Source organism: Planococcus daihaiensis (assembly GCF_049262615.1).
In the GTDB taxonomy this organism is placed as follows: Bacteria; Bacillota; Bacilli; order Bacillales_A; family Planococcaceae; genus Planococcus.
Window position 1 is genome coordinate 2,355,701 of sequence record NZ_CP175504.1, and the last position, 13,758, is coordinate 2,369,458.

Genomic DNA, 13,758 nt, shown 5'->3' on the forward strand with positions numbered 1-13,758 from the left:
TGACTGGTGCCCCAACAAACTTTTATATAAATATTTTATTGGAATCTCTGTAATTAATTGTAATGTTAACTGTTAGAAATGAATAGAATAGGTATAATGAAGATACTAACTATTCGGATTTTTAATGCTGCGTAGTACAACGTTAAATATCAAAGGTGGCCACCCAATGATTGAATTGCCTTTTCTAATAAACATCGGTTTAAGCGTAATCATAATACTTACCAGTATGTATGGTGTGAAAAAGTCGAAAACTAATGGGAAACTTCTGCCTGCATCATTGATTCTGCTGACTGTGGGAATCATTTCGTTGGTGGTAAATGCTTTTGCGTTAGCGGCGATATGAATGCAGGAATAAAAGCCGATTATAATGGTCAGCTGCAGGGGAATTGTAAGCAGGCGGTCTCGATAAAAATCAGGAGGGGATTCCTTGTATAAAAACAGAAGCGGTTATTATTGGATGTATTTTTTCTTCATCGTATTCATCATTTCATACATAGGGTTTTATGTGGCAGAACAATTTTATCTCTGGAGTGCATTTATTGGCATACTTCTTATCGTCCTGGTATTTTTTCTCGCAATCATTCCATTTGCAGACTATCTGGCAAACCGGCTGTCGAGAATCACGGAAGAGAAAGAGCTGTATGAAAAGGGTGCGTTTAAATTTGTTCTGGCGTTTATTGTCATTCTGCCCTTGGCTCTAATCACTTTTTCCCTTTATAACGAATACGGGGAGAAGAATTTAACGAAGGCATTGAGTTATGACCCAAGCCATGTGGAAATCGTGCAATTTATGGGCAATTCGGGTGCATGGAAAAATAATGGCAACGAAGCTGCGAGGGAATTGCATGATTTCTTTACCCAATACGACGTCAAGAAAATGAGTGACAGCGACTGGGACAGTGATGTTTCCAGAGAAACGGGTTTCACGGTGACTCTCTATACGAAAGACGACATTATTATAGCTTCTATTTATGAAAACCGTATGCAACTCCTGAATGACGGCAATTATTATTCGGTCGTGAACGGCCCAATCGATATGGAGTGGGTCGCGGCGTATAATGAGAAATATAACTAGATGGGGAAATAAGGGATTGGGAAATGAAAGAAACAAATGGGGAGGACTAGGCTGGTGAAAAGTTCGATTGGAACGGTATTCATCTTTCTCGGAGCTGTAACGCTCTTTTATCTTTTGAGGACATACAGTTATTTGGTCGACTTCCTATTTGTGCATTGGACCATCGAACTGATCTTTTTGATTGGAACAGTGTTCTTGGCTGTCTGGACGGCGAGGCGGTTGGACAAACTGATTTCTGCCAGCCGATTTGGTTCCCTGATGCAGGGGGCAGCTATCCTGTTGATGGGACTGTTTTTCACTTACCTGATGTTTGCTTCTCATTTTTATTCCGAAGAATATTTAAAAGAGACCGGGCTTGAAAAAGTGGAGCGGCTGTTTGAACTTGCAGAGATGGATCTGGATGGAGAGGAGCTGCGGGAAGCGGCTGAAGAGATCACATTTAAAGAAAATGCTTTTGCGTATTCTTTATATGGCTTGAATCCTAATCCTTCGGGTGCTGAAGAACTTGAGGTTCTGGATTTCAAACGCAGATATAATTCGTATGAATTGCTGATCGGAAGCGGAAGTGCAACAGCCAGCTACTCCTTTACACGTGACGGTTTCGGCTTTAAAATCAACGGAAGTTCGACTATGGAATAAAACGCTACCACTATATCTTTCTGACAGAAAAATTTTCATTTCTTCAAGAACAGCTTCATACTGCTTTAAATGAAAGAAAACAATGATTCGGGAGGAGATTTTATGAACGAGAAATTTTTTGCGAGTGGTCTGCACGGGCAAGGTGCGCACGTAGATGCAGCAACAGTTTTTGATGGATTGGATTGGCAGCAGGCAGGCGAGAAAGCAGGGGGATTCCCGCATTCGGTTTGGGAATTATTGTTTCATATGAATTATTGGCAGACTTTTATGCTCGATCTTTTGAAAGGGGATAAGCCAAATAGCGCGGATCCCGACGCTGAATCCTGGCCGGCTGCCTCGGCGCCGGAGAGCGAAGACGAATGGGATTCAGCCGTTGCATATTTCCTGAAAGGGTTGAAAGAAGCCGAGCGGGAAGCAGGGAAAGAGTTATCAGAAACAGTAATTGCAGGAAGGGAAGAGACCCGTGCCGACTATCTGCAAACGATCATTCTTCACAATTCCTATCATGCCGGGCAAGTGGTCTTTGCGCGGAAAATTATTGGTGTGTGGACGCCTCCAACCGGCGGCGATACGGTGTGAAACTATAAGGATGAAACAACTGCTTTGCTCGTGTTCCAGAATCGAAATCACGCAGTGAACATTGGGCATTGAAGTTTTATAGAGAAAGCATCTTCATAATGAAAGATCATTCTATATTATTTCGCAGAGAATAATTGAATGCAATACAAAACCCGCCATTCCGAAAAAGGACTGGCGGGTTTTGTGCATTAACCGTATTGAGTTTTCACCAAATCGAACAAATCGGTTTTTCGTAAATATTGTTCGGGAGCTAGGAACGTCACGGTGACGATGCCTGGATGGCGTCCGATTTCGATGCCGCCGGTAATCGTTGCGCGGTTCATGATTTCCGGAACGGTGACCCCGAAGAAATCAGCGGCACGTTGGAGTCCGTTCTCAGTTGCGTCATTCAAGTTCGGTCCGGAGCCGATGAAGGATACCGGATACGACTCCTCGATTTTATTGACGTTCCAGTCGTCTGCGATCTGCCGCGCGGATTGCTTTTCTTCTGCCGTGAAAGGTTTCGCTGTGTAAGGCAGATCTTCCACATTCGGCAGCAGGATCGGCCCCTTAATATCCAATCCTTTCAGCACATGGACCTGGAGATGGGTGATGCCCGAAACGTCTGTCGTGTGCCCGGCAATTTCACCATCGCCTTGCATGGCATGCATATCACCGAGGTAGACACCGCCGCCCGCAACTTTCACCGGGCAAATCAGCACAGCACCGGCGCGCACACGGTTGACATCCAAATGGCCGTCGGTGCGGTGGGTCTCCAATTCTTCCTCCGTACACGCGTAATCATGCGGTGCGCCGACAAGGAATGAACCAAAGTCACCGGCGTTATGCGAGTCAGGTGTCGGACGGGATGGCGTCGTTCCAAGCTGCCCGAGGAACGGCCGCATGCGCGCCATTGTACCGACCAGATCATGCGGGGCAAACGTCACCACCGGATTCTGCACGGAAGCTTCCGGTGTTTTCATGTAAAATCTGCCTGCTTCCGCAATCGTTTCAGCTGCTTCTTTCGGCAAGGTCAGTCCGACATCGCCTTTTTCACCGAAGAAAATCGTGTAGCCATTCGTGAAGACGAAAGGCGTCGCATCAGCACCGCAATTGGCACAGCGTATTGCTTCCATGCCGATGCCTTTGATGACCGTTTCCGGATTCTTTGTGCCGCATTGCGGACATTTCGCTGCTACGTAACCGTCCCCATCTGCCCGGTCTTCGATCATCTTATCGTTGCCGGAAGCTGTCGCCCGTGATGTCACTGTAATCGACTGGATTCGGATGGCGATGGCATCTCCCGGTTCAGCCCCTTCCACATACACCGGCTTGGTCACTTCATGGCCGCCGATAATGCTGGGTGTCATCATCGGACCCCAGCACCCCGGCGCCGAATTGGCGATAATCGTGCCGCCGTCTTTTACGGGGCCCAGCATTTCCTTGGTAGGATCCAAAATCCCGTTTACAAAATGATTAACGAATAAAGTCTCGACCGCTGTTTTATTCACATACATCCTCCTCTTTTTAATAATCTGACTATTTCAATTATAGTATGCATGTTGCATCTTTAACAATTTTTAGGCATTAGTGAGTTGAGAATATCGATGCTTGAGGTGAAATTCGCATATGTGAGATAAAGCTGCACCTAACCGATTAAAGCCGTTATTACCTAAGATCGGGCGGCGGGTGCCGCCCACTGGGCAGGCCGCTTGCAGCGGACTGCTTTCCATTCAAAAAAGGGTATTTTCTTTATTGCGGAGAAAGGGTATTGAACAGCCAAAACAAAAAGGAGTTGGAGATAAATGGATGATGTGAAGATAGGGTTTATCGAAGTGACAGGTGGCAGCGTCTGGTACCGGGTCACCGGCAAAGGTCCGGGCATTCCATTATTGTTGTTGCACGGAGGGCCCGGGATGAAGAGCAGCGACAGCGACCCGCTTCGTCAATTGGGGACGGACCGGCCGGTGATCCAGTATGACCAGCTCGGATGCGGAAAATCTGACCGCCCGACGGATACGGCGCTGTGGACGGTGGAGCGTTATGTCGAAGAATTGGAACAGGTTGTCGAGGCATTGGGGCTGAAGGAATTCCATCTGCTCGGCCATTCCTGGGGCACAATTCTTGCGGCTTCTTATCTGTTCAAAAAGCCAAGCGGCGTTCGCAGCGTCATTTTCTCCGGGCCGGCGCTGGACGCAAATAGGTGGGAGCAGAATCAGCGGGATTATTTGAAGGATTTTCCGAAAGACATTCAGGAGACGATTGAGCAGAGCGAGCGGGAAGGGATGACCAATACTGCGGAATACAATGAAGCGAAGAAGGCATTTTACAAACGCCATATCTGCCGCGTCGATCCTTGGCCGAAAGAGTTGGCGGATGATCTGAAAGCGGTGAACCGCCAAATTTATAATTATATGTGGGGAGCTTCCGAATTTACCGTCAACGGCACATTAAAAGGTTTTGACGCGACGGACCGCTTGCCAGAAATTGAAATTCCGGCGCTGTTCTCCTGTGGCCGCTATGATGAAGCCACACCGGAAGCGACGGAATATTATGCAGGTCTCGTTCCGGACGCCGAATTTCACGTATTTGAAAACAGCGCCCATATGCCGGCGATCGAAGAACCGGAAGCGTATGTCGAGGTGGTGCGGGAATGGGTGAACCGGCAGGAGATGAAGCCGGGGGCGTAAGGGGGATGGGGTAGGGACTATTGAAAGGTATTTCGGGTTCGGGAGCGGTCTGCAGCTCGCGAACCCCAGCAGTTTGCCGTGGCAAACTGTTCCGTTACAGGTTATTTGAGAATTTCAATTGACAGAATTTTATGATTACTTATTAGGCATTATGATATTATTAGAGGATGAATGTGTCCTGTTCATGTGAAGGAAATTGAAAGCAGGAGGAGGTGCAAGGTATAAAAACGAAATTGGAACTGCTGTCCAAAACTTCAGCGATTGAGAGTTTGCTGAAGCGTATGCCTTATAATCACAGCCAGCGCGACTATTTGGAAAATCAGTTGCACCGGGCTTCTGCCGGAATTCGCGGCGAAGGGAAGATGGTCAAAAAATTTAGAGAGTTTTCTATGGAAGAGGCTCATTTGCCGGTGTGGGACTTGAACATGAGAATCGTCGATTGGATTGTTCAGATTGATGGTCTTTTATTGACCGACCGCTGTGCGATCGTCATGGATTCCAAGAATGTCAGCGGTGAAATCCATTATGATGCGGCGACTGAGGAATACTATAAGAAGGCGGTGCCGGGCGGAGAAATACTGCATCTTGATAATCCGGTATTCCAGCTGAAAAAGCATATAAGTTTTGTCGAGAAATGGTTTAAGCTTCATGATATCAACTTGCCTGTTACCGGGTTGATCGTATTTACGGCAAATAATTGTGTGTTTCGCGCAAAGCCTTCGGGCGCTTTGATTTGCAAAACGTATCAGATGAACGAATATTTGTACCAAATTCTTCGGGACAGTCCCCTAACTGCAACTTCTCATCCGATTGATGACATCGGAAAACTGATTGCGGCAAACCAGGTCCCCTTTAAAAAATCCCCTTTAACTGAGCTTTACCGTATTGATGTGCGAGATATGAAACCAGGCGTTTATTGCAATAAATGCGGTGTGCACCGCATGCAGCGTGTGAAAAAATCCTGGATTTGCGCGGATTGCGGAAATAAAGATGCTTCTGCAGACCGATTGGCGGTGCAGGAGTATTTTTCGCTGATCGATGATGAGTTGACGAATAAGAAATTTCGGGAGTTTACAGGAATAGAGAATTCTGATGCGGCGCGGCGCGTTTTAGCTAAATATGATTTAGAAATTTCAGGCGAACGAAAAATGCGGGTGTATAAAGTAAAGAATAGGTGAAGGATAAGGTAATTTGTTTGATTTTTTTGGGTAGTTTAACTGATGATTTTTGACCGAATTAAGAGAATCGTTGATAAAGGTGAAAAAATCGCTGATAAACCATCAAAAACCGCTGATAAACCCAAAATAATCGCCGATAAACCCTAAACCCAGCTTCCACCTCTCACCGGCAGACCAAAGAAGGAAGCTTTTCGCAGGCGAAAAGCCTTTTATTCAGTTCAAAACAAAAAAGGAGGCCGCGCAAAATTCGCGGCCTCCTTTTGAAATGATAATCTTCCTTTAAAAACTCTCCACTTTCGAATCTCCGCGCTCAACAACAGGCCGCGTCAATGAAAATACCGCGAAGCCGAGTGCGCCGAGCACGATGACTGCGCCAACCCAGGCGGTGCTTGTGACTGCGCCTGTTTGTGCAAGTGTGAAGCCGCCGATTGCAGAACCCAACGCGATGCCGACTTGCAGCGCGGAGTTGTTGAAACTTTGCTGAATGTCGGACGTGGTAGGATCGGTTTCAATCAGATAGCTTTGCTGCGGCGGGGCGAGACTCCAGCTGAGTGCTGCCCAGATGACCATCACCGGCAGGAAGACGATCAGCGAAAACGTCGTGAACGGCAACAGGAATAAGACGACTGCAAAAGAAGAGATGACGATTAAAATACTCTTCTTTGAACCGATCGAATCGGACATGGTGCCGCCGATCGCGCCGCCACTCACTGCTGCAATGCCGAACAGCAGGTAACAGATGCTGACCCAGAAGGAACTTAATTGGAGTGTCGTTTCAAGAAACGGCGTGAAATAGGCGTAGACGGTATAATGGCCGGCCAGCATAAACATTGTCGCCAGATGGGCCGTTCCAATTTTTGCGCTGGCCACCGCTTTTAATTGCTGCTTGAGCGGAACGGCTGTGCTGCCAGCGATTGGCTGGATATAAAGCGCGATCAGCACCATCGAGCCGATCGACAATGCAGCGATGCCGAGGAAAATGACGCGCCATCCGAACGCATCCGAAATGAGAATGCCGAGCGGAACGCCCAGGACGAGCGATGAACTAACGCCCATGAAGATGAGGCCAATCGCTTTTGCACGATAAGGCGGCTCCACGATTTTCGCGGCGATGGTTAGTGACAACACCACGATCAACGCCGTGCTTGCAGCCGTGATGATTCGCGCAATGACCATCCAGGTGAAATCCGGACTGAAAAACGTCATGACATTGCCGAGGAAAAAGATGAACAATGAGATTAAATAGACTTTCTTGCGTTCAAAACGGCTGGTCGCCACCAGCAAGACAGGACCGGCAATCGCGTAGATCAAAGCGAATAAGGTGATCAGTTGGCCGGCTGAACTCAACGACACGCCGAATTCGTCGGCAATTGTCGGCAGGATCCCGCCGACGATGAGTTCCACGAGTCCGACTGCGACTGTGGACAGGGCTAAAATATATACTTTCAAATTCATTTTCAATGCGCTTCCTTTCGAATAAAAAACAATATTTGTCAGAAAATAAGAAAAAATCCTGATTACAGAAAACGAGAACTTCGTTTTCTGTAATCAGGATTTTGAGGTTCCTGGTAGAGACCCTTAAGCCGTATTCTTAAGGTTATACAGAGTGTATGGGTGGTGCGTTTGATTACTTTGAAAATCTTACTACATAAATAATTTTTGTGCAAGCTGGCAAGTGGCTAGCGTTCTATGAATAAACTATTTTAACGTTTTGGCGCTATATTTATTGTAAATCCGATGAAGAATTTGAATTTTTAGACAAATGAAGTTACAATATAAGGAAGTCCAAATCTCTTTAAGAGGGGGAATTTCATGCTGGTTGGAATCGTTCTGACTGTATTCGGCGTATTGTTGGCGTTTGGTATTTCTTATGATTTATTTGTACGTAAAAGTTTCAAGTCATCAAAAAACACCAAATCCGGGATTGAAACGGTTAATCACCACGGGAGGGTGAACAGCGCAGCGCATCACATCGACAGCAAGAGGGTGGACACTGCGGCGCGCCATATCGACAACGGAAGGGTGGACAGCTCAGCGAACCAGATGTCCAGCCAAAGCACAGGATTCTAATGAAGGAACCCACCTCATTCAACAACGGAGTGGGTTCCTTTTAGATTTAAAATGAAAATAGGGGAATCAAGCAGAATCGCTGATAAACCGAAAAAAACCGCTGATAAACTTCTGAGAATCGCTGATAAACTCCAAAAAATCGCTGATAAAACATGAAAAATCGCTGATAAACCGAAAATCCCTTCACATACGTAACATTTGTAAGCTCACAGCGCAAAAGGTATGCTTTTAAAAACCGTAATTATAGAAGAAAAGGGAGTGGCGGCAGTGCAAAAGAAATGGCTGATATATGGAGCTTATGGATATACAGGGGAATTGATCGCGAGAGAAGCGAAGAAGCGCGGGATGAGCCCCGTGCTCGCTGGGCGGAACCGCGAGATGGTGAATTATTTGGCCAAAGAATTGGAGTTGGAAGCGCGCGTATTTCCGGTTGACCAGGCTACAGCTGAACATCTGGCGGATATCGATCTGGTCTTGCACTGCGCCGGCCCGTTCCAAAAAACCACTCCTCCGATGATCAAGGCATGTCTCGAAGCGGGAGCGGATTATTTGGATATTACGGGGGAGATTGCTGTTTTTGAGCATAGTTTCGCACAGGACGGTAAAGCAAAGGCAGCGGGCATTACCATTTGTTCGGGTGTGGGATTTGATGTCATTCCGACGGACTGCACTGCGCGCAAGCTGAATGAGCTGATGCCGGATGCGGTCACTCTTGCGCTCGGGTTTGATTCGGATTCGGGAATTTCGCCTGGCACGTATAAGACGATGATCCAAGGCTTGGGCTCCGGCAGCGCAGAGCGCCGTGACGGCCAATTGGTGCCGGTGCCGATCGGCAGTCAGCGGCGCAAAATCGATTTCGGCCGCGGTACAAAATCCGCGATGGGCATTCCGTGGGGCGATGTATCAACCGCTTACCATACGACGGGCATACCGAATATTACCACTTGGATTCCCATGAAAAAATCGCGCATACTCGGTGCCCGGCTGTTCAGCCCCGCTGGTTCTGTGCTGTCTCGGCCGGTTATCCAGAAACGGTTGAAGAATATGGTGGTGCGACGGGTAATCGGACCGGATGAAAAGTTGCGCTCCGATACACCCGCTTTTATTTGGGGAGAAGCGCGCAATGCGGCGGGCGTCGTCACCACGGTTCGGATCAAAACGGCGAATGTCTATGACTTGACGGTGTTCGGAGCTCTTGAGGTGGCCAGCCGATTATTGGACGGGGATTACCCGTCCGGCAGCTATACACCCGCGACTTTATTCGGCTCCAGCCTGATCGAAGAATTGCCGGGTTCCGGGCAGTTTGAAGTAGAGACGGTTTATCATGAATAACCATTTTACTGCTTACTGAATTTCCCAAAACTTATAACACGATAAAAAAATCCACTTCCAGGAAAATACCCGGAAGTGGATTTTTGAATTGATTAAACAAATAAATGACCGAACAATACAAGAATCGGCAACGTGATAATTGTCCGTAGAACAAAGATCAGGCCAAGTTCCCATAATTTCACCGGAATATTCGAACGCAGAATCAGCAATCCGATTTCGGACATGTAAATGATTTGCGCCAATGATACACCAGCGAGAACAAAGCGTGTCAATTCGCTTTCGATGCCGCTGCCGAGTACGGCGGGCAGGAACATATCGGCGAAACCGACCAGGAATGTCGGAGCGGCTTCAGCAGCTTCGGGCAAGCCGAGCAGCGTCAGCACCGGAATTAACGGATAAGAAATAATTTTAAAGACCGGTGTGTATTCCGCAATAACGAGTGCCATGGTTCCGAGCGCCATGACCAGTGGAATTAATGCCAGCCAAATATCCAGCACCGTTTTGACGCCGACTTTCGCCAGTTCTTTCGGGCTTCCGGCACCGCTTGCTTTGCGGCGTGCTTCGTCGAATCCCCATTTGAACGAGGACACGCCTTCCGGAATCGTGTCGTCCACTTGTTTGCCAACAGGCTCGTAATAGTCATCCGTTTTTCGTGATAAAGGCGGAATGCGCGGCATGATTACGGCAGCGACCAAACAGGCGACCGATACAGCCAAGTAGAACGGTAGAAATAAATGTCCGATGCCGACGACGTTTGCGACGACTAAACTGAAAGCAACCGAGGCGATGGAGAATGTCGTTGCAATAACCGAGGCTTCACGTTTTGTGTAATAGCCTTCATCGTATTGCTTCATCGTCACCAGAACGCCGACTGGCGCTGCGCCCATCCAAGATGCCATCGCATCGATTGAAGAACGGCCGGGTAATGTGAAGACGGGACGCATGAATTTATTGAGCAGAGCTCCGACAAATTCCATCAACCCGAATTCCACCAATAGAGGCAGCAGGATTCCGGCGAACAGGAACCAGGTAAGCAGGACGGGTGCCAGATCATACAGCACCACACCGCCGGTATAGCGGGAAGAAATCACTTCCGGTCCGATTTCGAAATAGACCATAATGCCGAACACAAACGCCAGTACCCGCACAGCAAGCGCGAACGGCCCGTTAATGAACGTGGTGCGAAGAAAAATTGAATCTTGAACGAAAGTGGGTTTTAATACGGTACCCACTACACTGCCAATTGCTGAAAATCCGAGTAAAAATAAGATGAAGCCAGGAATTACTGCACCGAAAGTGGACAATAGAAATGATGCCAGTATCCCAACGCCGATCGTTACTTCTCCCTGATATGGGATGGGGCATAAAAATAACAAGGCTCCGATCAAGGATGGGATTAAGAATTTCCACGTATCGGCTGGCGATATTGCTTTCTTTTCACTTTGAATTAAAGTCATCAGTTTTCCCCCTATGAGTTATACGCTGTTAAAGCCTGATCCAATACGTCAATGCCTTCATCAATTTGTTCTTTGGAAATGGTCAGCGGCGGAATCATGCGGATCACTTCTCCCGAATTGCCGCAAAGATAGAATAATACGCCGCGCTGCAGACAGCCGTCCAATACTTCCATCACGGCTTCTCCGTTCGGTTTGCGGGTTTCCAGATCCTGCAGTTCGATGCCGATCATCAGGCCGACACCGCGGATATTTTTGATCAAATCATGTTTTGCCTTTAATTTTTCAAGTTGTTGTAAAGCGTATGCACCCATATCACGTGAATTCTCGAGCAGCTTTTCTTCTCTTAATACTTCAAGAGAAGCGAGAGCTGCGGAACAGGCAATCGGATTGCCACCGAAAGTGGTGCCATGTGTGCCCAGCGGCCATTGCGCCATCAATTCTTTGGATGCAACAGTGGCACTGAGTGGCAGCCCGGCAGCGATGCCTTTGGCGATGGCCATAATGTCCGGCGTGACGCCGAAAGTCTGTGCGGCAAACCAGTTGCCGGTGCGGCCGAAGCCGGTCTGGACTTCATCAAATATCAGCAGGATGCCGTGGCGGTCACAGATTTCACGGATTTTTGCCAGCCATTCTTTCGGCGGAATGATATAGCCGCCTTCACCTAAAATAGGCTCCAGAATGATGCAGGCCACTTCTTCCGGCGTTACCTGGTGAGCAAAAAGCTTTTCTACGTCGCGTTCGAGTTTTTCAGGGAAAAAGATTTCGGGTTCCTGGCCTTCCGGCAAATCTTCCGGATGTGCGTAGGGCAATTGATACGTCAGCCAGGAAGGTTGGAGAAACTTGCGGTATTTGCTTTTGGAAGTCGAAACGCTTAACGCGCCCATTGAGCGGCCGTGGAAACAGCCGGTGAACGAAACGACATACGGGCGCTTGGTCGCATACTTTGCCAGTTTGATTGCGCCTTCGATCGCTTCTGTTCCACTATTGGCGAAAAAGAAGTTATCCAGTTTTGGCGGCATGATGCGCTGCAATTCCTGTGCCAGCCGTAAAATCGATTCGTAAATGATGACGCCGGACGGGCCGTGCACTAAGTGGTCGGCGCTGTCTTTGATCGCCTGCACGACTTTCGGATGGCGGTGGCCGACGTTTTCAACGGCGATGCCGGACGTGAAATCCAAATATTTTTTGCCGTCGACGCCGTAATAATAGCAGCCTTCCGCTTTGACAACCGGTAAATTCGGATGGTCTTTCGCCATGCTTGGTGCCAGAAAATTGCCGATGGATCCAACGAGGTGTTGCCAATCTTGTTCTTTTACTACTGTCATAAGAAGTCATCTCCTAAGGGTGTGTGTGCGTATTTTTTCAGCTTGCGGACGACCGAAGGCTGGCTGATGCCGAGGATATTGGCCATTTCGGTCGTGGTTTTATAGCGCTTTTGTGCGTTCAACAGCACTTTCTTTTCAACGGAATCCAAAATATGCGGAAGCGTTTGGCCGTCGAGTTCAATGCCGATGCGTTCTTCGGCATTCGGCTGGTAATTGATCGGCAAGTCATCCAAAGTGATGACTTGCGCTTCACTTTCAATGAAACTGCGTTCCAGCACATTCCGCAATTCGCGGAAATTCCCTTGCCACTTCAACTGAAGAAGGTGGAAGTACAAGCCATCGGAAATGTTTTTTTGTTGCTGGTATTTTTCATTCAGCTCCTCTAAAAATTGGCTGATGGCACGGTCCAAATCTTCCGGCCGTTCCCGCAGCGGTTTTAACTGAATTGAAGCGAGATGCAGGGCGTAAAATAAATCTTCGCGGAAATTGCCGGTTGCTACCAGGTCCTCTAATGATGCTTCGCTGATTGCGATAATCCGGACGGAATGATTTTGCAGGATATTGAAAAGAATGGCCTGTGAAGCAAGGGAAAGCTGATCAATGTCATTCAGCACCAGCGTGCCGCCAGCTGCCAGTTGGAGATAGCCATCGGTCTGGGCATCGTCCATGCCGGTGAAGCTGATTTCGAATACCGATTCGAGGATCGAACTGCAATCGACTTCAATAAAAGCTTTATCACTTCGGCTGCTTTGTGTGTGGATGAATTTGGCAAGGAGTGTTTTTCCGGTTCCGGGCTCTCCTTGAAGAACGATAGGCACATCCAAACGCGCCGCTTTGACGGCTGTTTTGACCGCCCGTTGAGAAGAGCGGCTGTCCATGATGCAGCCATCGATTTGGAGTTGCTGATCCCGCAGATAGGCCAGTTCGCCTTTCACTTTGGTCATTTCCGATTCAAGATCTGCCAGGTATTCTTTCATTAATAACAATTCCGACATTTCATAGGAATAACTGATGACAAACTCAACTTCTCCGCTGTCATTAAAAAGGGGGATGCCGGTGATCAGCACTTTTTCCCCGGATGGAGTATTTTGCACCATCACAATTTTTTTCTTTTTGGCTACGACTTGCGGTGTGATAGCAGGAGAAAAGATGCCTGCCGCTTCCAGGTCGTAGACGGATTCTCCCAGAAGTTCGGACGGGGTCACGCCATATTGCTTGCCGCTGATTTGGGTAACTTTGATGATTCGCCCTTCCCGCGTGGTGATGATTATATCTTCTTCATATGTATCCATAATTTCTTCGTCAGTATTTGGAAGTAAAAACAAATTGTTCATTTTCACACTCCTTTATTCATTCTTGTATAGACTATACAGTAATGAATAATATAATTACAAGAAAAATTTAATTATTCTTATAATTTAAGGGCTTGGGGAT

13 protein-coding genes and 1 riboswitch are annotated in these 13,758 nt (G+C 47.7%); of the genes, 8 read left to right on the top strand and 5 right to left on the bottom strand.

Annotation, left to right across the window (positions count from 1 at the left end; translation table 11 throughout):
- The first annotated feature begins 166 nt into the window (after positions 1–166).
- From DHX103_RS11595 to DHX103_RS11610, 4 genes are all read left to right on the top strand, one after another.
- A complete protein-coding gene (locus DHX103_RS11595) occupies positions 167–343 on the top strand; it encodes a hypothetical protein (RefSeq protein WP_422122437.1) in 177 nt (58 codons plus the stop codon).
- A gap of 84 nt (positions 344–427) precedes the next feature.
- Positions 428–1,075 (top strand): hypothetical protein, encoded by a 648-nt coding sequence (locus DHX103_RS11600; protein ID WP_422122438.1) that lies wholly within the window; start codon positions 428–430, stop codon positions 1,073–1,075.
- A gap of 54 nt (positions 1,076–1,129) precedes the next feature.
- Positions 1,130–1,714: a hypothetical protein gene (locus tag DHX103_RS11605; protein ID WP_422122439.1), complete on the top strand. Its 585-nt coding sequence runs from the start codon at positions 1,130–1,132 to the stop codon at positions 1,712–1,714.
- Between the two features lie 102 nt (positions 1,715–1,816).
- Entirely contained in the window at positions 1,817–2,293 is a 477-nt protein-coding gene (locus DHX103_RS11610; protein ID WP_422122440.1) for a DinB family protein, read from the top strand.
- Between the two features lie 188 nt (positions 2,294–2,481).
- Here DHX103_RS11610 and DHX103_RS11615 read toward each other — a convergent pair whose 3' ends face one another.
- Positions 2,482–3,783: an acetamidase/formamidase family protein gene (locus DHX103_RS11615; protein WP_422122441.1), complete on the bottom strand. Its 1,302-nt coding sequence runs from the start codon at positions 3,781–3,783 to the stop codon at positions 2,482–2,484.
- Positions 3,784–4,077: 294 nt separating this feature from the next.
- On the opposite strand from DHX103_RS11615, the gene DHX103_RS11620 reads away from it, so the two are divergent.
- Together DHX103_RS11620 and DHX103_RS11625 are read left to right on the top strand one after the other, a co-directional pair.
- Entirely contained in the window at positions 4,078–4,962 is an 885-nt protein-coding gene (locus DHX103_RS11620; protein WP_422122442.1) for a proline iminopeptidase-family hydrolase, read from the top strand.
- 212 nt (positions 4,963–5,174) lie between these two features.
- A complete protein-coding gene (locus tag DHX103_RS11625) occupies positions 5,175–6,140 on the top strand; it encodes a nuclease-related domain-containing protein (protein WP_422122443.1) in 966 nt (321 codons plus the stop codon).
- Positions 6,141–6,419: 279 nt separating this feature from the next.
- On the opposite strand, the gene DHX103_RS11630 is transcribed toward DHX103_RS11625, so the two are convergent.
- Complete coding sequence (locus tag DHX103_RS11630; RefSeq protein WP_422122444.1) at positions 6,420–7,595, bottom strand: MFS transporter; 1,176 nt, start codon at positions 7,593–7,595, stop codon at positions 6,420–6,422.
- 70 nt (positions 7,596–7,665) lie between these two features.
- Positions 7,666–7,765: riboswitch (purine riboswitch) on the bottom strand.
- Between the two features lie 187 nt (positions 7,766–7,952).
- Between DHX103_RS11630 and DHX103_RS11635 the strand changes: the two genes are divergently transcribed.
- The gene (locus DHX103_RS11635) at positions 7,953–8,210 is read left to right on the top strand and encodes a hypothetical protein (protein ID WP_422122445.1); all 258 of its coding nucleotides are present in this window, start codon (positions 7,953–7,955) and stop codon (positions 8,208–8,210) included.
- Between the two features lie 267 nt (positions 8,211–8,477).
- Positions 8,478–9,542 (top strand): saccharopine dehydrogenase family protein, encoded by a 1,065-nt coding sequence (locus DHX103_RS11640; RefSeq protein ID WP_422122446.1) that lies wholly within the window; start codon positions 8,478–8,480, stop codon positions 9,540–9,542.
- Positions 9,543–9,634: 92 nt separating this feature from the next.
- On the opposite strand, the gene DHX103_RS11645 is transcribed toward DHX103_RS11640, so the two are convergent.
- From DHX103_RS11645 to DHX103_RS11655, 3 genes are read right to left on the bottom strand one after another with little or no spacing between them, the layout of a single operon-like run.
- Entirely contained in the window at positions 9,635–10,999 is a 1,365-nt protein-coding gene (locus tag DHX103_RS11645) for a YjiH family protein (protein WP_422122447.1), read from the bottom strand.
- Positions 11,000–11,010: 11 nt separating this feature from the next.
- Positions 11,011–12,324 carry an aspartate aminotransferase family protein gene (locus DHX103_RS11650; protein ID WP_422122448.1) on the bottom strand — a complete coding sequence of 438 codons (1,314 nt, stop codon included), beginning with the start codon at positions 12,322–12,324 and terminating at the stop codon, positions 11,011–11,013.
- Entirely contained in the window at positions 12,321–13,658 is a 1,338-nt protein-coding gene (locus tag DHX103_RS11655) for a sigma 54-interacting transcriptional regulator (RefSeq protein ID WP_422122449.1), read from the bottom strand. The genes DHX103_RS11650 and DHX103_RS11655 overlap by 4 nt, the downstream gene beginning before the upstream one ends.
- Positions 13,659–13,758: the final 100 nt, after the last annotated feature.

Bases quoted from the DNA above. Each gene is read 5' to 3' on its own strand.
- DHX103_RS11595 (WP_422122437.1), top strand. From the start codon at position 167: ATGATTGAATTGCCTTTTCTAATAAACATCGGTTTAAGCGTAATCATA.
- DHX103_RS11610 (WP_422122440.1), top strand. From the start codon at position 1,817: ATGAACGAGAAATTTTTTGCGAGTGGTCTGCACGGGCAAGGTGCGCAC.
- DHX103_RS11620 (WP_422122442.1), top strand. From the start codon at position 4,078: ATGGATGATGTGAAGATAGGGTTTATCGAAGTGACAGGTGGCAGCGTC.
- DHX103_RS11630 (WP_422122444.1), bottom strand. From the start codon at position 7,595: ATGAATTTGAAAGTATATATTTTAGCCCTGTCCACAGTCGCAGTCGGA.
- DHX103_RS11635 (WP_422122445.1), top strand. From the start codon at position 7,953: ATGCTGGTTGGAATCGTTCTGACTGTATTCGGCGTATTGTTGGCGTTT.
- DHX103_RS11645 (WP_422122447.1), bottom strand. From the start codon at position 10,999: ATGACTTTAATTCAAAGTGAAAAGAAAGCAATATCGCCAGCCGATACG.
- DHX103_RS11650 (WP_422122448.1), bottom strand. From the start codon at position 12,324: ATGACAGTAGTAAAAGAACAAGATTGGCAACACCTCGTTGGATCCATC.
- DHX103_RS11655 (WP_422122449.1), bottom strand. From the start codon at position 13,658: ATGAACAATTTGTTTTTACTTCCAAATACTGACGAAGAAATTATGGAT.